The organism is Rathayibacter tritici, from assembly GCF_001641005.1.
Lineage (GTDB): Bacteria > Actinomycetota > Actinomycetes > Actinomycetales > Microbacteriaceae > Rathayibacter > Rathayibacter tritici.
The window spans coordinates 834,114-856,488 of record NZ_CP015515.1 but is presented as its reverse complement, the minus strand read 5'-3'; the positions used below and the strand labels follow the sequence as shown (position 1 = coordinate 856,488).

Genomic DNA, 22,375 nt, shown 5'->3' with positions numbered 1-22,375 from the left:
AGACGTTCCGCGCTCGACCACACCGTCGTCTCCGTCGGCCCGAAGAGGTTCCACACCTCGGTCGAGATCGCGGTCAGCGACGCGGCGAGCGACGGCGGGAGCGCCTCGCCGCCGACGAGGAGCCGAGCCCGCTCGGGATTGGCCCAGCCTGACGTCAGGAGCATGGCCCACGTCGACGGAGTCGCCTGCACGACGGTCGGCTGGACACGCTCCAGCTCGGCTGCGAGGAGCACGGGGTCCGTCGTTGCCTGCGCAGCGACGAGGTGGGTGGATGCGCCGACGGCGACGGGCACGAGCAGCTCCAGGACCGAGATGTCGAAGCTCGGTGTGGTCAGGGCCAGCACCCGGTCCGACGGGCCGATCCCCGGCCGGTCCGCCATCGAGCCGACGAAGTTCTGAAGTGCACGATGTGGGATGACGACACCCTTCGGCTCGCCAGTGCTTCCGGAGGTGTAGATGACGTAGGCCGGGTCGTCTAGGCCGACGGCCGGGAAGGCTTCGGGGGACGGGTCGGTTGCCGTGGCGTCACGCAGGTCGACGATGACTGTGTGGTCCGGTACCGCTCGCTGGGCGATCGCGCGGGTGGCCCCGTCGACCACGATCGCATCGCACCCCGAGCGCTTGAGGACGGCCGCCAGGCGCTCGGCCGGAAGTGCAGGGTCGAGCGGCACGTAGGCGGCTCCTGCCCGGAGACTGCCGATCAGCGCAGGGACCAGGTCGAGGGTGCGGTCGAGCAGGACGGCCACGGTGCTGCCCCGACCGATCCCGACGTCACGGAGGCGGGAGGCCACGGTGGACGACCTGCGGTTGAGTTGCCCTCGGTCGAGCGAGCCGTCCGGCGCCGCGACCGCCAGCGCCGAAGGATCGGCCGCCGCGCGCAGTGACACCGCGGCTGACACCGTCATCCCCGGGTCGGTCGCGACCGACCCGATCTCCGGGTCGATGCTGGTCGCCGCCACACCGAGTTCGTGCTCGAGGGTCCCGACGAGGCTCGCGATCAGCAGTCTCGCCGATGGAGCATCCAGGACCCTCGTGTCGAACTTCAGTGTCATGCCGAACGTGCGGCTCGCACCCCGCGGGGGTGTCACTTCGAGGACGACCTCGTACTCGCCTTCCTGACGGACACCGTCCACGTGGACGAACGCGTCGTCACCAGCTGCAGACGACGCGTCCCAGTCCTGGTACATGAACGCGTGGCGGAAGAGGGGGCGCGCGTCCGCGTCGTGTCCGAGGTCAGCCACGATGGTGGCGAGCGGGACGGCGTGTCCGAGCGCCTCCAGCAGGACGTTCTGGACCTCCCTGGCTTGCTCGCGAAGAGCGGGAGCAGGAGTGCTCGGCAGCCGGAGCGGGACCATCGTCACGAAGTGTCCGACGGTCCCGGCGAACCGTCGGGTACGAGAACCGCCGGAGGGGACCCCGATCACGATCTCGTCGGCACCGACCCTGCTGCCGATGTCGCGGGCGAACAGGGACAGGAACAGGGCGCCGGGACGGACTCCCCAGTCGGACGCGGTCGTTGCGATCGCGGCCGAGAGCGCCGGCGACAGCCGGGACGAGATGCTCAGGGATGCGGGCGCGGATGCCGACGCCGATGCCATCGCCTCGACGGCATCGGCTCGCACCGGAGGGAGTCCCGGCACGCGGGGAGCGTCCATCAGCTGTGTCCGCCACCAGGCTCGGTCACCGAGTCCGGCCGGACTCGACGAGTTCGCCGCCTCCTCTGCCACGAAGTCGTCGAAGGGCACTGGACGAGCGAGCGGACTCGGCGTGCTCTGACCGGTGAGCTGACGGTAGGCGGCGAAGACCTCGCCGACCACGAGGACGGCTGACACGGCATCGAAGACGATGTGGTGCCCCTCCACGAGGACCCAGGAGGTGTCGGCTGCGCCGCGGAACACGGTGATCCTGAAGAGCGGACCAGCGGCGAGGTCGAACGGGCGACGACAGGACGCCCGGAGATGGGTCACGGGCACGACACCGGCGGGGAGGTCGGAGACGTGGAACCAGGGCTGCTCACGTTCGGGCGCGACGAACACCAGACGTCCGTTCCGCACCGTGACGACGCGGCTCAGGAGGTCGTGACGACGACGGACGGTCCCTGCTGCCTCCTCGAGGACCACCACGTCGAGACCGTCGACCATGAAGGCGAGGGGCACGGTGTAGGCAGAGCCTCCGGGGGCAGCCTCGTGCAGTGCCCAGAGCCCGCGCTGACCCGTCGATAACTCGCAGCACTGCTGACCACTCGCGTCCGCGGGAACCTCGCCGGGCCGGTCGTCGTCAGCTCTCGCCTCCAGGCGGCCGACGGATGCGCGCGACGTTGCCGTCAGGTGCTCGGCGACCCGCCGAGCCGTCCGGTGCTCGAACAGGGCGCTCGCTGAGAGCGTTGGGTAGGTCCGACGGATCGCCGAGGTCGCCTGCACGATCAGGATGGAGTCGAGACCGAGGGACACCAGGTCGTCATCGGGCCCGACGGAACCCGGCGCCAGTCTCACCGACGCGGTGACAGCGGCGGTGACGGCTTCGACGGCAGCTGCTTCCACGCCTGCGCCGACGGGTTCCTCCTGCGCAGGCCCGTCTGCCGGGAGACGCGCCGCGCGGAGGTCATCGGCGTCATCGATGGCGGCGGCGATGCCACGGACCGTGCGCTGATCGAGCAGCATGCCCGCGTCCACGCGGAACCCCGCACGCTGGAGAGCGGCCCGCAGGCTGACGACCAGGAGGGAGTCGAGGCCGAGTTCGAACAGGTCGCGGTCCGAGGCGACGGCGGACTCGTCGAGCCGGAGCACCTCCGCCACGGTGCGGCGCACAAGGTCATCGGTCGCGGTGCGGACCTGGCTGTCGCCCTGGACGTCAGCCGCGACGATCGTTCCGGTCGTGGACGCCTCCGGAGCGGCGGGAGGACCGGACACCCGACGATGTCCCCCGGACGCCTCTGCGATCACGAGGTCCTGCCCGAGGGCGGGCTCAGCCCCCTCCACCGGTCCGAGCGTCCTGAAGCCCTCGGCGCTGAGGACCTCGCGCCAGCGGTCCGGCGCGACGACCGGGCTGCCCGGCAGCCGGACCTCGGGATCGAGGTGGCCCCACCAACCGGGGAGCAGTCCGACGGTGAGGTTCGCAGACCACGTGCCGCGGGTCATCTCGTTGAGCAGCAGCAGACCGTTCCTGGTGAGGACCGTGCCCACGGCACGCACAGCACGCGTCACGTCGGGCAGAGCGTGCAAGACGTTTGTCGCGATCACGACGTCGTAGGGCGCTCCCGCGGCACCCGACTCGGCGGGCCGCAGGAGGTCCAGGGTCTCGCAGCGGAAGTACTCGTGGCGGCCGAACCGTTCCTCTGCGCGCTGCAGGAACGCGGGCGAGACGTCTGAGAAGACGTACTCGTCGGGTTGCAGACCGGCGGCGTCCAGCGCGTCGAGGACGGCCGCGGTGGTTGCCCCGGTCCCTGCTCCGACTTCGAGGATGCGTCCGGGCCGCGATGTCCTCCCGGCCCGGAGACGGACGGCTGCCACCACGGCAGCCGCGACACGGTCGTTGACGTGTCGTGCGACCAGGTCATCGGCGTAGACCGCGTCGAGTGCACCCATCGAGCCGCCGGGGAACAGCACGGCGTGCGCGGTCGACCTGCCGGCGAGCACGTCGGGCAGGGAACGGAGGACCCGTTCGACGAGCGCCACGTGGCCCGGGCGCTCGAGGAAGCTCCTCAAGTCCTGCCGCTGCTCGTCCCACCGGCGCCAGAGTCCGTCGAGGTCTGCGGCACGAGGCCGCTCGGCGCCGAGGACGCCTGACTGGAGCCAAGCGACCGTCGCAGCACGCCAGGGCGCGAGCACGGGATCACCGTCGTCCTCCGCGTCGAGGACAGCTGCGACGATCCGAGCCGCTGCCGTCACGAACTCGTGGTCGTCCTCCGGCTCGACGACGACCGCACGAGCGGCCAGACGGTCCAGGTCAGACCGGTGCACCGCGGCGAGGATCGAGTCGGATCCGCTCACTGCCGGCACGAACGCATCCGTCGACGTGATCGCGGCGAGCGGGGTGCCGGAGGTGTGCGCGAGCACGACGCGCGGTTCCGACGTCGCGAGGAACTGCTCGAGGGCATCGAGCGCCGCCGTGGGATCGAGCGACACGGCTCCCCTGCGCATCATCGAGGTCCGATGTCCGTCGCCGCTCGCCACGCCGAGCGTGCCCCACCACCCCCAGTGCACGGCTCGGACCACGGGAGGCGCCGAAGGAGCGTCCGCGGACGCATCGCGGTCGTGCGGGTGCTCGCGCAGGGAGTCGACCAACGCCTCTTCGAAGGCGCAGCCGGCGGCGTAGTTCGCCTGTCCCGGCTCTCGGAGCAGGCTCTGGACCGATGAGAACGACAACATCAGCTCGGGCTTCGCGGGTGCGAAGACCTCGAAGGAGGCGAGCGCCACGTCGGCCTTGGCCGCGTACGCCGCGGAGAACGTCGCTTCGTCCATGCCGCCGAGGGCACGATCGGCCAGGACGATGGTCGAGTTTACGACGCCGTCGATGCGGCCGAACCGCTCGAGCACGGCGTCTCGGGCCCGAGCGAGCTCCTCCGTGTCGGTCGCATCGGCCTGCAGGTAGATCGGTGTGGGCGCGCCGTGTGCCGCGGCAAGCCCGGCCAGCCGCAGGAGGTCCTCCTCCGTCTCAGTGGCCGGTCGGCGGCCGATCCAGACGACGGCCGCGCCGGCGCGTGAGATGACCCGCTCGCTCCAGGCGCGGCCGATGCCGCCGGCTCCGCCAAGGACGACGTAGACCCCGCCGGACCGGTAGACGGGAGGCACGGGGTCGGCGAACCGCGTCTGCACCAGCTCCGTCGCGAACCAGCGCCCGCGACGGCGTGCGAGGGTCGCACCGCCGTGTCCCTCCGGAATCCCGTGCGCGGCATAGACCGCGTCGGTGACGGCGCGGCTGTCGCTTCCGGGTTCGAGGTCGATGACCCGGACGGACCACGCGGGCGCTTCCTTCGCGGCGCAGCCGACGAGGCCGTGCACCGCGGCGTCGTCAGGCAGCACCTGGTCGCCCGGATGGACCAGCGCGGCACCGAACGTGACGATGGTGACCGTCAGGCGGTCGGCTCCGAGCCCCGTCATTAACGCCGAGACGAGGTGCAGGGCACGTGTCACCTCGGCGCGGCGGGCAGGACCGACCAGCTCCTCTCGCGACGTTCCAGACGGGGTCGCCACGACCCAGACGACGTCGGATGCCCCGGCGAGTTCAGCCCCTTCGAGGCCGACGCTGGTGCAGTCGTCTGCTCCGAGTCGTCGCAGGTCCTCCGCGAGGAGTCGGTTCGACGGGTCGATGACCAGCGTCCGGCCGCCTCGGCGGACCGGGTCGGCGTGGGTCGCCGGTTCGTGCAGGGCCCTCCACCGGGGCAACCAGACCTCGGGCGGCGACGTGGGGACCTGCTGGTGCGCCAGGGCACGCCGAGCACGCAGTCGCAGACCGCGCAGTGACATCGTCGGACGGCCCTGGGTGTCGAGGACGTCGAGGTCGACGGTTGTCTCGTCGTCCGCGACGACCGGACGGACCCAGGCGACCGAGCCCGGCACGATCCCTCCGGCGAACACCACCTCGTCGACCGAGAAGGGCATCCTGGCCCCGGCATCTCCCCGGTCGGCGCGGGCGCCACCCGCAGCTGCGGCGTGCACCGCTGCATCCAGGACCGACGTCTCGAAGGCTTCGTCGTCCGCATCAACCCACAGGGCGGCGAGGGTCTCACCCGTGGCGTTTCCGGGTGTCAGTCGAGCCTCGAGGACGCGGCGGAACCGCCGACCGTAGTCCACGCCGTTCGCTCGGACGCGCGCGTAGAGCACCTCCGGCGTGACGGTGTCCCCGCCGAATCGCGCTCGGAGCCCGTCGAGGTCGACGGTCTCGGCGTCGGCAGCACGAGGGTCGACCGAGACCGAACCCGCGACGGCTCCCTCCGACTCCGCAGCTCCCTGCACCGCAACCGCGAAGCGGAGTCGCCCTCCCGGGGCGTCGCGCTCCACGACGAGGTCGAGGTCGATCCCCTCCGGCCCGATGACGACGGGTCGCGACCACACGACGTCCTCGAACCGCAGACGGTCGTCGGCTGTGGCCTCGCCGGAGCGACGGAGCTCGGACGAGACGAAGGACAGGGTCGCGACGGCGGGCAGGATGCAACGGCCGTTAACGACGTGGCCATCGACGGCGGAATCGTCGGCCGCGACGTGCCAACGGACGCGGAGTCCCTCGACGCCCGAGATGTTCTCGCGACGCTGCTCCGCGCTGTCTCCAGGACGGGGTGCGACGGCGGCTTGGCTCGTCCGTGCGGGACGAGACGCTGCCAGCCGGCCGCGGGGCGTCGAGGCGAAGTGGTAGGTCGGCAGGCTGACACGCCGCGCTCCCGCGTCGTGGAGCACGCTCCAGTCGACGTCCTGTCCCGCGGTCCACGCCTTCGCCAGCTTGCGCAGACGAGGTCGTCTGAGCCATTCGGCCACGGTTGACGGATCCACTCGGGCGCACTCCGAGTGGTCGTTGCTCCCGGTGCGGCGCCGAGACGCGGTACCGGCGCAGAACGCATCGAGTTCGCTGACGAGCTCAGCGATGTCGCGCACGACGAACGCAACGCGGACGTCGAACCCGACGCGACCCACGGCGAGCGTGAACGCGACGTCGGAGAGCGAGAATGGGCCACGGTCCTGCAGGGTGTGCCTCAGGGCGCCGGCAGCGCCGAGCAGGTCGTCATCGGTCCGAGCCGACAGCACGACGACCGCCTTGTGTGACGGTTCAGGCACCCTGCGCTCCTCGTACGATTCGTAGACCACGTGCGCGTTGCTGCCCCCGAGACCGAAGGCGCTCTGCGCTGCTCGACGCGGACCGTCGTGCGTCGGCCAGTCCTGCGGCACGTCGACCACGAAGAACGGAGACTCATCGAGGGCCAGTCGCGGGTTGGGCGCCTCGAACGCCCCGTTCACGGGCAGACGGTGCTCGTGCAGCGCCATGAGCACGGCGATCGCGCCGACGACGCCTGCAGCCGTGTCGAGGTGACCGAGAGTGGACTTGACGGAGCCCACCCCGCAGATCCTCTCGGTGTCCGATCGGTAGGCACGGCTGAGCGCCGCGAGTTCGATGGGATCGCCGAGGAGGGTGCCCGTCCCGTGCGCCTCGACGTACCCGATCGTGCCCGCGTCGACGCCCGCGCGGTCCAGGACGGATCGGATCAACCGGTTCTGGCCGTCCTCGCTCGGACTGTAGAACCCCGACGGCCTGGCTCCGTCGCTGCCCGTGCCGGACGCACGGACCAGTCCGTAGACGTGGTCACGATCCACCACTGCGTCGGTCGCGCGCCGGAGGAGCAGCGCGCCGGCGCCCTCGCCGGGCGCCATGCCGTCTGCGCGTCCGTCGAACGCGCGCAGACGGCCGTCGCTCGAGAGGTTCAGGCCGGTCTGGTGCACGTACCCGTGCGTCGCCGTGGGCGAAGCCGACGCAGCAGCGACCACGGCGAAGTCGACGTCGCCCCGCTGGAGCGCACCGACGGCGAGGTCGAGTGCAGAGAGCGATGACGAGCAGTTCGAGTGGACGGCGAGACTCGGGCCCTCGAACCCGAGCTGGTAGGAGACCATCGCAGCCACGGTGCCGGGCTGGGCCATGACCCAGCCGAGGTACTCTTCCGGGTCGCGCAGGACCCCGTGCTCCGTCGCCGCGGCTGGCGACGCCCCCGCGGACGACGGGACCGACACGTAGACGCCCGTCGCGGGCATGGTCCTGTGGTCGTGGCCTGCGTCCTCCACCACGCGCCAGGCGTGTGCGAGGACCAGTCGGAAGGCGGGGTCCATCAAGTCGACGTGCGCAGGCGAGAGCCGGAAGAAGTCGCCGTCGAAGGCGTCCGCGCCCTCCATGTCGGTGCGGAGCGGGACGAACGCCGGGTCCTCCAGGACGTCGGCGGGGACACCCGCGGCCCGGAGCTCGGTCGATGTCCAGAACCGCGAGGTCGACCGCCCCTCCTGCAAGGCCTCCCAGAGTGCCCAGTGATCGGCGATGCCCGGGAACTGGGCAGAGATCCCGACGACCGCGACCGCGTTCTCCGGCAGCTCCGGCAACGACGACGCGGCCTCCTCATCCCGTGCCGGAGCCGAGCGGGGACAGTCTCCGCCCGGGACGCTGCCGGAAAGGCCGCCCGACAGGTGGTCCGCGATCGCCCCGACGCTGGGCAGCCGGAAGAGGTCAGTGACAGAGAAGTCCGCGCGAGTCCGGCGCGCGATCTCGTCGGCGAGCAACACGGCGGTGAGCGAGTCCCCGCCGGCGTCGAAGAACGTGACGCCCTCGTCGACGGTCTCCAACCCGAGCACGTCCCGCCAGCACGCCTCGACGACGTCCGCCACGGGTCGTCCGCTGGGCTCGACGGACGCGACCGCACCGGATGCCCGGATCGGACGCGCCGCCAGCGAGGCACGATCGACCTTGCCGTTGGCGGTCAGGGGGATCGAATCGATCTGCACGACGTGCTCCGGCACCATGTAGTCCGGCAGACCGTCCGCGAGCGCATGCCGCAGCTCGCGGCCGTCGACGGGCACTCCCTGAGCCACCACGTAGGCGACGAGCTGCACGCTGTCGGCGAGCGGACGCGCCACGACGACGCAGGCCGTGACCCCGTCGAGCCGGGTGAGCGCCCACTCGACCTCGTCGAGTTCGACCCTGTTGCCCCGCACCTTGACCTGGAGGTCACGGCGCCCCAGATACTCGATCTCCCTGTCGGGCAGCAGCCGTGCGAGGTCGCCGGTCCGGTAGAGACGTCCGCCGGAGGCGCCGGGCAGCTCGACGAACCTCCCTGCGGTCAGCTCGGGCCTCCCCACGTAGCCCGCGGCTACCCCTGCGCCGGCTACGCACAACTCACCGACCGCCCCCGGTGCGACCTCCGTCAGCGACTCGTCCATGATAAGCACCTCCACCCCGTCGATGGGGGTCCCGATGGTGATCGGCCCCGAAGCCGGTACGAGTCCACCAGTGGCGTAGACGGTGACCTCCGTGGGGCCGTAAAAGTTCCAGCACTCGGTCCCGGTCGTCGCGAAGAAGTCCTGCAGGCTCCTGGGCAGGGCCTCACCACCGCTGACCACCCGCACGCCCTCCTCGTTCCGCCAGCCGGACCGGGAGAGCATCGACCACACGGCAGGGGTCGCCTGCATGATCGTGGGCTGCAGATCCGCGATGAGTCGGGCCAGGGCGCCCGGGTCGGTGACCTCGGAACGGGACGCCACGTGGCACCGAGCGCCGTTGACGAGTGGGAGGAACACCTCGAGCTGCGCCATGTCGAAGCCGACCGTCGTGACCGCGAGGAGGCAGTCCTCCGGCCCGATCCCGGGCCTCACGCCCATGGCCGCGAGGAGGTTCGCGAACCCGCCTTGGGTGATGATCACACCTTTCGGCACGCCGGTGCTGCCGGACGTGTAGATCACGTAGGCGGGGTCGTCGGCGGCCGGGCGGACCGCGCGCCCTGCCTCTGTCAGCCGTGACGACCAGTCGCTGACGACGGTGACGCCGTCGCCGGCGGCCGTCCGCGCCACCGGCTCGCCGCTCGGCTCCGTGACGACGATCGATGCCCCGCTGTCCTGCAGCACTGCGGCGACGCGTTCGGCAGGCAGTGACGGGTCGAGGGGCACGTACGCGGCCCCGGAGCGCAACACCGCGAGGAGCGCCACGACGTTCTCGACAGAGCGTTCCACGAGGACGGCGACGAGTACCCCGGGGCGAGCGCCCGCTGACACCAACACGTTGCTCAGGCGCTCGCTCCGCTGAAGCAGGTCCGCGTACGAGATGCCGCTCCCTCCCGAGCTGACGGCGACGGCGGACGGTGTCTCGTCCGCACGGGCGGCCACCTGCTCGTGGACCAACCGCTGACCGGCGTCGACGGGTCCGAGGTCAGCCCCCGCGATGACCTGCACCAGGGCGTCGTGCACCTGACGTGCCTGTCTCGTCGTCGCCCCGCGGTGCTTCCAGACCAGCGAAAGCGACTCGCCCCGCGGCCACACCTCCAGGGAGAAGTCGTACTCCCCCTCTTGACGCACGTCGCGGACCAGGCGGACACCCGGCGCGGGCTCGTCGAGTCCGCGCAGGACGTCCTGGTACACGAAGGCGTTCTCGACCAGTCGACGGACGGGCGCGCCGGAGGACGTCCGGGGCAGCAGGGCAGCGACGTCGCTGAGCGGCATCCGGTGCCGCATCCCGGCAACGACTGCGGACTGCACGGACGCGAGCATGTCGACGAACGGGGCGGCGGTGGCCCGCACACGGACCGGGACCACCGTCACGAGCATCCCGACCGCATCGGATTCAGCCGAGCCGCGGCGCTCGTTGAAGGGCACACCGACGATCAGCTCGTCGGTTCCGGAGACCCGCAGCAGCGCCACCGCGTACGCCGTCAGCAGCACCATAGACCTCGACGTCCTCCCACGCCTCGCGAGGACATCCACCGCTCCCACGACCGAGGGCGGCAGGTCGACTTCGAACGCAGCGCGACCGCGGGCAGTCCGCGCAGCCCCGGCGAGCGACGACGAGGAGGACGCGGGGACGCCGGCCGGGAACACGGTGCGCCAGTGCGCGGCCGACTCGTCGATGCGCCCGGCGACCTCGAGCTCGAGGCGCTCCGCGATCGCGGGAGCCAGCAGTTCGGGAGTCTCGTCACCAGTCGGATCGTCGAGCGGACTGCGGGGAGCTCGGAACAGCGTGCGTGCGATGACCGCCGCTGATCGTCCGTCGCAGACGAGGTGGTGCGCCACGACGAGGACGACGGCACCACCGGTACTGCGCGGGAAGACCGTGACGCGGACCAGGGGCTCGCCGTCCATCGAGAACGGCCGGGCCACTTCGCGGTCGACCTCCGCCCCGATGCTCCGGCCGGAGCCGTCCGTGGCGACGTCGACGACCTCGATCCGACCACTCGGTCCGACGGTGAGGCACGGCCGCGCTCCGGTCCCGTCGACGACGCTGCCGAGTACGGGGTGGATGGTCACGAGTCTGTCGACGGCTGCCTGGAGCTCGGTCGGATCGAACACCTGGACCTCGAAACAGAGCGGCACGGAGTACGCGGTCGACGCGGCTTCGATCCGCTGCTCGGCCCAGAGCTCCATCTGGGCCGTTGACATCGCGATGGTCCGAGGTCCGACTCGAGCAGACCGCGCTGCCCGCAGCTGCTCGATCAGGCTCGCTCGGTCGAGGGTCCCGCCGTCGAGCTGGCTAAGGAGGGAGGTTACGTCGAGGGTCATGCGTTGCTGTCCGTTCCGTGCCGGTCCGACTCCGGCGGGTCTGATTCCAAGAGCGCGATGGCGTCGTCAACGTCCAGGCGGCCGTCCGCCAGCGATCCGACGATCCCCTGCAGTGACATGGGCTCCTGCAGGCCCGGAGCCCGTGCGGTCGACTCGACGAGGTGCGCCACCAACTCGTCGACGGTGAGGTGTTCGAAGAGCAGCGTTGGCGAGAGTACGAGACCGGAAGCCTCCTCGAGGCGGGATGCGAGGTGCACCATCCCTGCCGACGACAGGCCGTTGTCGAAGTGCGTCACCCGCGGGTCGACGTGCTCGGGTCCGACCCCGACCTCTGCGGCGATGAGGTCGCTGACCATCTCGACGAAGGACCTCGTCGGCGACGCCGGGGCGTCATTGCCCCGGCGAACCCGCGACCCGCCCGGAGGCGTGGCCTGGGCGCTCCGGGACACCGCGCAGGTCAGACCCGTCAGGCTAGCCGCGAGCCGTCCAGCCGCGTCGAAGTAGTCGAGCGAAAGGGTCACGACGCCGTCGGCGGCGCTCGTCTCGCCGTCGCGGACACGCACGGTGACCTCTTGCCCCAGCGGCCCCCAGCATCGGAGGCGCCGGACGTGGAGGGGCAGCAACGCCCCTTCCGCCAGCAGGTCGGGGACGGTCTCGGCGACCGCTGCCACCGCGCCGGCGTCGAGCACGATGCCGGACGGCACGGTGTTCCCGCTCCGAGAGCCGGAGAGCGTGCCGGGGCCGGAGCCGCCGTCGATCTCGTGGAGGCTGATGCAGAGGCCTCGGGCGTCAACCCCCACCGAACCCGAGACCTTCGCCACGCCGGTGTGGACGACACCGACGGCGCGCCACTGCGCGTAGACCGTGTCGAGGTCCTCCAGGCGGTCGGCTGCTCCCACGACAGACCTGTCCTGAGCTCCTCCTCGCGTGGCGGCCCCGTCGCTGATCGTGACGCGGCCGGTCAGTGCCACCCGAGCCTCAGCCATGACTGTCACGTCCCAGGCGCCCGTCGGCGCGCGGACGAGATCGACCGTCGAGCCCGCGACTGCGCCGAGCTCGATCGGCCGGTGCAACGTCACATCGGTCAGGTCGACAGCATCGGCACTGTGCCCGCGGTCGATGAACACGCGGACCAGGGCCTCGATCGTGACGAGACCGGGCACGATGTCGCGACCACCCACGGCGTGCCCGCCAGCACGGCGCGGGTCGACGGGCAGCGCGGAGCGTTCACGTCGTGGCGGTAGTGGAGGTCTGCCCCTGACCGCGCGCGCCAGCACCACGTGGGCGTTCGTCCCACCGTCTGCGAAGCTGCTGACCGACGCGAAGGGCGCGTCGACGTCCGTGGCCACGTCGGGCAGCACCAGGCCCGAGCCCTGGAGGCGGGCGTGTGCCAGGGGGACGCGACCCGCCGTCGGGGCCAGCGGGAGGACGCGTTGGTGCTGCAGCACCAGGACCGTCTGGATGAGCGCGGCCATCCCCTCAGCGCAGAGCGGGTGCCCGATGACGGGCTTCATCGAGCCGAGGTAGAGCGGCGTGTCGTCGGCATCCCGGTACGCAGCCCTGATCGCCGACAGCTCCAGCAGGTCCGTCGTCGCGCCCCCGGAGGCGTTGGCGGTGAGGTACCGCACCTGATCGGGAGTGCAGGCGGCCGCCTGGAGCGCTTCCGTCATGACTGCGCGCTGAGCACGGAGGTTCGGTGCGGCGGGCCCTGCCGTCCGGCCGTCGTTGTTGACGGCGACTCCGGCGACCAGCGCGTAGACACCGTCGCAGTCACGACGGGCGTCGTCCTCGCGTCGGAGTACGACGACGCCGGCCCCCTCGCCGAGCAACACCCCGGAGGAACCACCGTCGAAGACGGTGGGGTCGTCTTCCGTGAGCAGTCCGCGAGCAGCGAAGGCGCGGTGTTCAGAGGCGTCGGAGAAGAGATGCACCCCAGCGACCACGGCGACGTCCACCCGGCCGCGGGCAAGAGCCTCGACCGCGAGTTGGAGCGCCACCAGCGAGGACGAGCAGGCCGTGTCGACCACGAGCGCGGGTCCGTGCCAGTCGAACGTCCTGGCGATGTTCGCTGCGAGGAAGTTCTGGCCGTCGGCCATGAACGCGTTGGGTGCGTGGCGACGGACGTCCGCATCCTGCTCCGGATGCCGACCACGCGCACCGACGAAGACCCCCGTGCGGGAGCCTGCCCAGTCACCGTGGTGCCCCGCGTCCACGAGGGCCTCGGCAACCTGCTCGAGCAGCAGCAGCGCCTGCGGATCCATGGCCCGTGCGTCGCCGAGGTCGATGCCGAAGCGGGCACCGTCCGGTCGCGGGCCCGCGAGCAACCCCGCCCGCCACGACTCCTCGCCAGGCCACCGACCCACAGGGACGTCCGAGAACGCCGGCCGGCCGTCATGCAGCAGCGACCAGTAGGCCTCGACGTCGGACGCGCCGGCGAAGCGGCACGCCATGCCGACGATCGCGACGCGGGGGTCACCGCCGTGGGACGACTCGATGGAGGCGGCAGACCGGGGATGTGACGCAGCAGACCGCGGGATGTCGGGCTCGTCAGGCCCGTCAGGCTCGTCGGGCGTGGCTCGCGTGACAGCGTCCGCCACGCGCTCGGGGTGCTCAGCGGCCACCCATGCCGCGACAGCGCCGACAGAGTCGTGTTCGAGGAGCAGGGACGGGGGCACGTCGACGCCGAGCCACGCCGAGATCGACCGGCCTGCCTGCGCGAGCAGCACGGAGTCCGCCCCGTACGACGCGAACGGACCATCGGCGTCCATCAGTGCGGGATCCAGACCCAGCGGTCCTGCGACCAGGCGGGCAACGTGCGAGGTCAACTCGACGTCCCCGACCCGAGCCGGCCCGGGGTCGCGGGGTGCGGGAAGTTCCGCCAGGTCACGAGGGTCCGAAGACGAGAGCGCCTCGAGGGCGAACCGGTCCGGGTCGACGATCAGCGGCGTCACGACCGCTCCGTGACGCCCGTCCAGGACCTGGTCGACGACACGGAGTCCCTCTTCGTCGGTGATGGTGAGGAGGCCCAGATCGGCGTAGGCCACACTGCCGACCGCCCCGAATCCAGAGTCCCGCCAGCTGGGCCACCGCACACTCGTAACGATCGCTGGTGATACGGCGTGGGCTTCGGCGACGTGGTCGAGGTGGGCATTCGCTCCGGCGTAGTCGCTCAAGCCAGCACCGAGCCGCGGTACCGCTCCCGCCACCGAGGAGAACAGGAGGGCGAACCGCAGGGTCGCGACGTCCAGCGCGGTGAGGAGCGCCTCCGTCCCGGAGACCTTCGGCGAGAGCACGGTCGCGACGGACTCCTCGGTCTTCTCCACGTACGCCGGGATGTCACTGTCGACGATGCCCGCCGCGTGGACCACACCGGTGACGCGTCCCCAGGAATCCGGCAGGGCGGACACTGCCCGCCGCACGTCGTCGACGTCGTCGAGACGCACCGCGGCGGTGACGACGACCGCTCCCGACCGTTCGAGCTCGAGGACCGTCGCGATCCTCGCGGCCTCGGCGCCGCCGGACGTGGTCCGCTCGGCCCACTCGGAACGCGGTGGCAAGCCCTCGCGGCCGAGCAGGAGGAACCGTCGGACCCCGTGATGGCGTGCGAGGTGCCGCGCCGTGAGCGACCCGAGGCCGCGCGTGCCTCCGGAGACCACGACGACGTCATCCTCGCCGAGCTGTACCCGGCGATCACCGGGGTCCTGCTCGGAGCGGTCGCTCTCGAACGTCGACACGAAGCGGTGTCCTCGGCGGTGACACACGTCGACGTCCTGCCCACGCGCAACGGTCTCGTCGAGCACGCGGGCGGCTGAAGCGGAGAGGGACCGGTCCGCGGGATCGAGATCGACGTGTCGAGCGGTCAGCAGTCGGTACTCGGCAGCGAGAGCGCGCACGACCCCGGCTCCGACCGAACCGACGAGCTCCACGCGGTCGTTCTCGAAGGACTGCAGCCCGCGTGTGACCACGAGCAAGCGCACCGGAGCTCCGCGGCGGAAGCGCAGGAGAGCGCGGAACCATCCATCCGACCGCTCGAACGCGTGGCTGTGAGACATCGTCGTGAGGTCGACGAGGACAGCGCATCCCTCGGGCAGGTCCCCCGCCTCCGCCGAGCCGCTCCGAAGCACGGTGCGCCCGGTCGCCAGACGCTGGACCTCGTGGGCGAGCCGTTCCGTCTCCTCGTCGTGGAGGACGACGACGGTCCCCTCGACGGGCTCCGGGTCGACCGGAGCCGCCCGCCAACCGAGGCGGACCTGGGTGGCGACCCGTTCTGGCTCCGCCGTCTGACGACCGGTGGGAGTGGACGTCTCAGGTACTCCCGCTCGGGCAGGTCCGTCTGCGCTGGTGCGCGCTCGCTCGTGCTCCGGCACCCAGTGACGCTCACGAGCGAACGGGTAGGTCGGCAGGCTGATCCGGCGGCCTCCGGACTCGCTGGTGAGGTCCTCCCAGAGTACCGTCGCCCCCTGCGCCCAGGCATGTGCCCGCTGCGTCATGTCGGCCGTGGGCTCGAGGGCGACATCGGCCCCGGGTGTCCGACGCTGAGCGCGCGCGGAGACCACGCGGTCGTCGACGTCGCCGGACGCGAACGCCAGGAGGCGCGCGGCGAGGTCCGCGGTGTCGTCACCGACGACCGCAACCCGCTCGGCGAACACCTCACGTCCGGTGTGCAGCGTGAACCCCACGTCCCGGAGGTCGACGTCGGGATGCGCATGCAGGAAGCGAGCGAGATCCGCCGCCCGTACCGCGAGCCGGTCGGGTGTCTTCGCCGAGAGCACGAGGGCGACCCTGGGTCGGGCACCGGCGCGCGTGCGCCGCGGCTCGACGTGTTCTCTGACGACCAGGTGAGCGTTCGATCCACCCGCACCGAACGACGATACGCCAGCGCTCCGCGCCACCACGGCACCATCGACGACGGGGCGCTCCCAGGGCGTGAGCTCCTGCGCGACCACGAACCGGGACTGCTCGAAGTCGATGCGGGGATTCAGGGTCGTCGAGTGCAGCGACGGTGCCACCCGATCGTGCTCGAGCTGCAGCAGCACCTTCGTCAGCCCGGCGACTCCGGCGGCACTCTCACCGTGGCCGATGTTCGACTTGACCGATCCCAGGAGCACCGGGGGCCCGTCCTCACGCAGTCCCAGGACCCGCGAGAGCGCCGCGATCTCGATGGGGTCGCCGAGGGCGGTTCCCGTGCCGTGGGCCTCAACGACCTGGAGGGTCGACGGGTCTACCCTGGCTTCCGTCAGCGCCTCGCGGATGACCTGCTCCTGGGCGTCGGGGTTGGGGACGGTGAAACCGCTGGTCCGACCTCCGTGCGCAATCGCGCTGCCTGCGATGACCCCGTACACGTGGTCCCCGTCACGGAGTGCGTCCTCCAGACGCTTCAGGACGACGACGCCGACGCCCTCGCTCGGCACGTAGCCGTCGCCTCCGGAACCGAAGCTCTCGCAGTGGCCTGCGCTGGAGATGAACTGCCCCGTGCTGAGCCCGAGGTACTTGTTGGGGTGCACCGTCAAGTTCACGCCGCCCGCGAGGGCGAGGTTGGTCACGCCGTGGGCGAGGTCACGGCTCGCCAGGTCGATTGCTGTGAGGGAGCTCGAACACATCGTGTCGAGCGTGAGGCTCGGGCCGTGCACGTCGAGCACGAACGAGACCCGGTTCGCAATGCTCGCGAAGCTGCTCCCGAGCGCGCTGGGATTGCCCCGCGTACCGTCGGCCGACTCGAACAGCAGCTGGTACTGCGACCACATCGCCCCCGCGTAGACACCGACCCGCCCGTCGACGGGCCCGCCCCTCGCGAGGTCCTCGCGCCGGTAGCCCGCGTCCTCGAGGGCTGCCCACGACTCTTCGAGGAACAGTCGCTCCTGGGGGTCCATGTGATCGGCCTCGACAGGCGCGATCTCGAAGAACATCGGGTCGAAGCGGTCGACGCCGTCGATGAAGCCGCCCCAGCGACTGTGGTGTCCGCCGGGCTCGTGCCGGTCTGCACTGTAGTGCGCTCTCCAGTCCCACCGGTCAGTCGGCACCGTCTCCACCCGGTCGATGCCGTCCCGGAGGGTCTTCCAGAACCCGTCCATGTCGCGTGAGCCCGGGTACCGACCGGCGAGGCCGATTACCGCGATGTCGAGCGGTCGACCGCCACCGCGTCCGACCGGACGCTGCCCGAGTTGGACGACGTCGTCTCCGGGCAGGTGGGCCTCCGGCTCGCGCGCTGACGACCCGACGTTCGGCGGAGGATCGATCGGCGTCAGCCCGCCACCCGCCGGCGCCCCCAACCTCGCGGTGAGACGCCCGACCAGTGACGCAACGTCCTGGTGTTCGAAGAGGATAGTCTTCGGCAACGGGCCCAGTTGTCGCTCGAGCCGGACGGTCATGTCCGTCGCGAGGATCGAGTCGAGCCCGACGTCGCCGAAGCGTGTGGCCGGGTCGAGATCGTCCTCGGGGATGCCGGTCACGGCCGACAGTGCGGCCACCACGACTGCAGCCACGTCGACGTGTGGTGCTGAGGGACTCGCGACCGCGGGACGGTCCGGCTCGGGCGAGCGGACGCGGTCGAGGTGCCGACCGATCTGATCGGCCCCTGCCGACGCGACGACGACATGGGAGGCGTTCGACGACAGCGCGCCCGCGAGGGCCGCCATCCCGGCCGCCGTCGAGATCGGCGTCAGTCCCGTCCGGCTGCGCAGCTCGTCCTGGGTGCCCGCCGGCATGACCATGCCACCCGATCTCCACAGCGGCCAGTCGACGACGAGCGTCCGACCGTGTCGGTCACCACACGCCCGGCCGGCCGTCCGGTCGAGCGCGAGCTGGTCGACGAGGAGGTTCGCCACGGCATACGACGACTGGCCGCTGTTGCCGACGTGGCCGATGATGGAGGAGAAGACCACAAAGAGGTCGAGTTCGAGGTCTGCCGTGGCCGTGTCCAGGACCCGGCAGGACTCCGCCTTGCTCCGCAGCACCCGGGCGATCTGACCGTCCGTGCTCTTCGCGACCAGTGCGTCCTCGAGGGTCGCAGCGAGGTGGAAGACACCGTGCAACGCTCCGTGGCGGGCGGCGACGTCGTTGACTAGGCGCCGCGTGGCCAGCGGATCAGCACAGTCGACCTGATGGTGCTCCAGGCGAGCACCCGAGTGCCCGAGCTCGCGCTCGCGCTCAGCCCACTCGAGTGATGCAGGCGAACGCCCGGCCACGACGATGACGCACCCTGGAGCTCGACCCGCAAGCTCCGTCATCAGGTGCCGGCCCAGGCCACCTGCTCCCCCGACCAGCAGGTACACACCGCCGGGTCGCCACGGACCGGGGTGGGCGGCATCGGCAGCGGCGACGGGCTGCCACCCCGGCGTGACGGCACCGGTCCGCATCACCGAGACGATGTCGCTCTCCCGCCAGTCGAGGTTGGCGAGGACGGCATCGTCGGGTGTGTCAGGCGCGACGACGACCAGCTGGCCGTCGAACCGCGGCTCCTCGAGTCGGTAGCACCGCAGGAGACCGACGAGGGCGCGCGAGGACCCGGACCCTTCGTCGACGACGACCTGGACGAAGACCCGGTCAGTACCAGTGCCTGCTGCGAGCGCCGTCACGGCGCGGCCGAGTCCCGCGGTCTGGGCCGCGATGCCCTCACCGGCGTCCACGAAGACGATTCGCGTACCCGGCAGACGCTGCTCGAGGAAGACCGCTCTGTCCCGGTCGAAGACCAGCAGCACCCGGGTCTCGTCGGCGGGGTCCGAGACGCCCACGGATGCGTCGCTCCACACTGGCTCGAGCAGGAGCGGGACCTCGACGGAGCGCTCCGGAGGCGTCCGCAGGACGACACCGGTCAGACGAACGCAGACACGACCGTCCCGGTCGGCGACGTCGAGGTCGTACGTCGTGGACGCATCCCCGACACCCGGGGTCGTCCGACCCCACGCGAACGCGTGCTGCGGGGTCGGCGCGAACACCTCGACGCTGGCGGCGCTGAACGGCAGTGGCGCCGGACGCGCCGCGGCGGCGTCCGTGGACCGCTCGAGGAACCCCTCGTAGATGGACTGCAGTGCGCCGTCGACGACTCCGGGGTCGACCGAGCCACAGGGGTCCGCGGGGGCGTCTGCCGGGGACACCAGCTCAGCGAGCCATTCGCCGTGCCCCAGGGATACCGAGTGCACCGTCCGGTGGGACACGCCGTAGGTGAGCCCGGCGTCAGCGAACCGACGGTACCGCTCATCGACGTCCAGCGCCGACGGCGTGGTACGAGCACGGACGCCTCGGATGTCGATGCGTCCGGGGGGTTGCCCGGACGCCTCCGTCGCTCCGGACGCGATGACTCCGTCGCGGTCCGACCGGAGGGTCCATTGCTCGGGGGCAGCGTCACCGCTCCCCGTGACGGGAACGTCCTCACCCGGATCGAAGACGACGTCGACCGTCAGGAGGCCGCGATCTGCTGACGCGGGCCGTACCCACACCACGTCGCGGAGCGCGACGCCGTCGCTGGCCGAGCACCCTGTGCGCGCTGCCACTGCCGAGCCGACCATCGCCACCGTCGCCGCGGCGGGCAGGACCGGTCGGCCGTTGACGACGTGGTCTCGGAGGAACGACTCAGCCCCGGTCAGCGTGCGCGGGAGCATCTCCGGAGCGGCTCCCTCCGGTGCGGAGAACCACCGCCGCGGTCCTCCGAACACGTGCGTCGGCAGCCGGATTCGAGTACCCGCAGGCTGAGCCGGTACGTCGTCGACGTCACGGTCCCGACGCTGCCGGACATCCTGAGGCCGCGCCCGCCGGGACTCTACGAAGTGGTGAAGCGCGTCGACCAGGTCGGCGACCGAGACGGCCTGGACCGTGAGCCGCTCGGGCAGCGCATCGCGTCCGTGCCGCATGGTGTGCGCGATGTCGGCGAGGTGGACCCCGTCGCTGCCATCCCGTCGGAGATGGCCGAGCAGACGGCCGGCCTGTGCGACGAGGAGCTCCTCCGTCATGGCCGAGAGCACCACTGGGACGACACCATCGACTGCTCCGCCGGGCGCAGCAGCGACAAGGGGCGCTTCCTCGAGCACGACGTGCGCGTTGGCCCCGCCGGAGCCGAAGCTGCTCACGCCGGCGATCCTCGCCCGCCCGGCATCAGGTGCCCAGGCTTCAATGCCCCGCACGGGGTACAGGCCAGACGCACCGAGATCGATTTCGGGGTTCACCTCGTCGAGGTGGGCACTCCCTGGTCGGAGACCGCGTCGGAGCGCCTCGATGGCCGTCACGAACCCCGCCAGCCCTGCGGCCGCCTCCAGGTGCCCGATGCTCGTCTTGACCGAACCCAGACCGCACCGTCCGGGCGCCCCGTCGAAGGCATCCACGAGACCAGCGACCTCCAGCGGGTCCCCCAACGCGGTGCCGGTCCCGTGCGCCTGGATGTACCCGACATCTGCGGCGGTCACGCCGGCGTCCTGCCAGGACCTGCGAATCAGGGCCGACTGCGCCCGGGCGGACGGAACGGTGAGGCCCGCGGAACGCCCCCCGTGGCTGACGGCCGAACCCCGGACGACGCCGTGCACGAGGTCGCCGCGTAGCGTCGCTTCGGAACGGCGTCGCAGCAGCAGGGCAACGCCTCCTTCGGCTCGGACGTACCCGTCCGCTCGAGCGTCGAAGGTCCGACACACTGCGTCATGGGACAGCATCCCGGCCTCGTCGTACGCCCGCGTGGCAGGAGCATGCGCCAGCGTGTTCACCCCGATGACGACAGCGGTCGTGCAATCGCCAGAGCGCAACGCCTGGAGGGCGGCGTGCAGGGCCACGAGCGAACTGGAACAGGCGGTGTCGATCTGCATGCTCGGACCCCTGAGGTCGAAGACCCAGGAGATCCGGTTCGCGATCAGCGACGTCGCCGTCCCGAGCCCACTGTGAGTCATCACCGGCACCCCTGCGGCGTCCATCGCACGCTGGTACTCCGAGCCGCTGGCCCCGACGAAGACCCCGGTGTCACTGCCCGCGAGGTCGGACGGGCGGATGCCGGCGTCCTCGGCACAGGCCCAGGCGAGCTCGAGGGCCCATCGCTGTTGCGGGTCCATCCGCTCGGCTTCCCGGGGCGCCACACGGAACAGCGCTTCCTCGAACCGCGCGCCGTCCATGACGAACCCACCTCGTCCGTCCGGCGAACCGGATCCGGCCGAGGCGCGATCGCCGCGGTCGGTGGGCGGTGGCGTGACAGCCAGCCGACCGCTCTCGAGCAGAGCCCAGAGCGACTCGGGATCGTGGATCCCTCCGGGCAGTCGGTAGCTCATGCCGATGACCGCCACCGCGGAGTCGTCGCCCGGGTCCATCGGTGCGGGGTCATGGCGTCCGGACGGCCGTGAACCGGAGCGTAGTCGTCGGATCAACGCCTCGCCCGTGGCGTTCTCGAAGAAGAAGACAGCACTCAGCGACACGCCGTAGCGGTCACGGACCATCGCCCTGATCTCCAGCAGCCCGGCAGACGTCACGCCCACCTCGAAGAACGGCCGCGAGAGCAGGTCCGGCGCGTCCCTCGCGCCTGCTGCCAGCAGCATCGAACGGATGTCCTGCGCGAGGTCGTCCGCATCCTCTGGCACAGGGGGACGTCCCGACTCGCGGCCGTGCGACGCGGCGTCCCCGCGCCGGCGCGACTCCAGGTCGTACTCGACGAGCACCCCGTCTCCGTCGTTCTTCTGGTCGGCGGGGCGGTACCCGGGAACAACGCCGACGACCTCCGCTCCGTGCGCCTGGTGCATCCGCAGCACCGGGTCGACGTACTCGCCACGCTCGTCTCGCGATGTCGCGTACTCCTCGAGACTCGACGTGAGTGAGGAGTCGCGGTGCGAGCACCGGCTCACCCCGACCACCGTCGACACGCTCGGATCGGCAGCGGCCGCGTTCAGGAGGTGCTCCAGGAGCACGTCGCTCGCTCCGGCGCCCCGTGCCGTCGGGAGCACGTTCAGGCTGAGCACGTGGACCGTCCCGCCCCTGGGGTCTCCGGCCTCGTGGACGGTGTCGAACCGACGACCGCGCAACGCGTCAACGCCACTGATCCGATGTGAATAGATGACCGCGACGACGTCTCCGTCGGCTTCCACGACGACGTGGCGACCGCCCGCGGACCGCAGCAACCGGCGCTCGAGCCCCACAGCGTCGAGCTGCAGACCCGCGGCCCAGCTCGCGGATTCGATCCTCAT

At 71.3% G+C, this 22,375-nt stretch carries 2 protein-coding genes (1 of these 2 running past the window's edge); both read right to left on the bottom strand.

Annotated features, from left to right (window positions below; translation table 11 throughout):
- Positions 1-11,231 carry the 5' portion of a non-ribosomal peptide synthetase gene (locus tag A6122_RS16390; RefSeq protein WP_068251859.1) on the bottom strand. It extends 8,062 nt beyond the left edge of the window, so the window shows 11,231 of its 19,293 coding nt (coding positions 1-11,231); the start codon lies at positions 11,229-11,231; its stop codon lies beyond the left edge, outside the window.
- Complete coding sequence (locus tag A6122_RS03955) at positions 11,228-22,375, bottom strand: SDR family NAD(P)-dependent oxidoreductase (RefSeq protein WP_068251858.1); 11,148 nt, start codon at positions 22,373-22,375, stop codon at positions 11,228-11,230. Before A6122_RS03955 ends, A6122_RS16390 begins: the two co-directional genes overlap by 4 nt.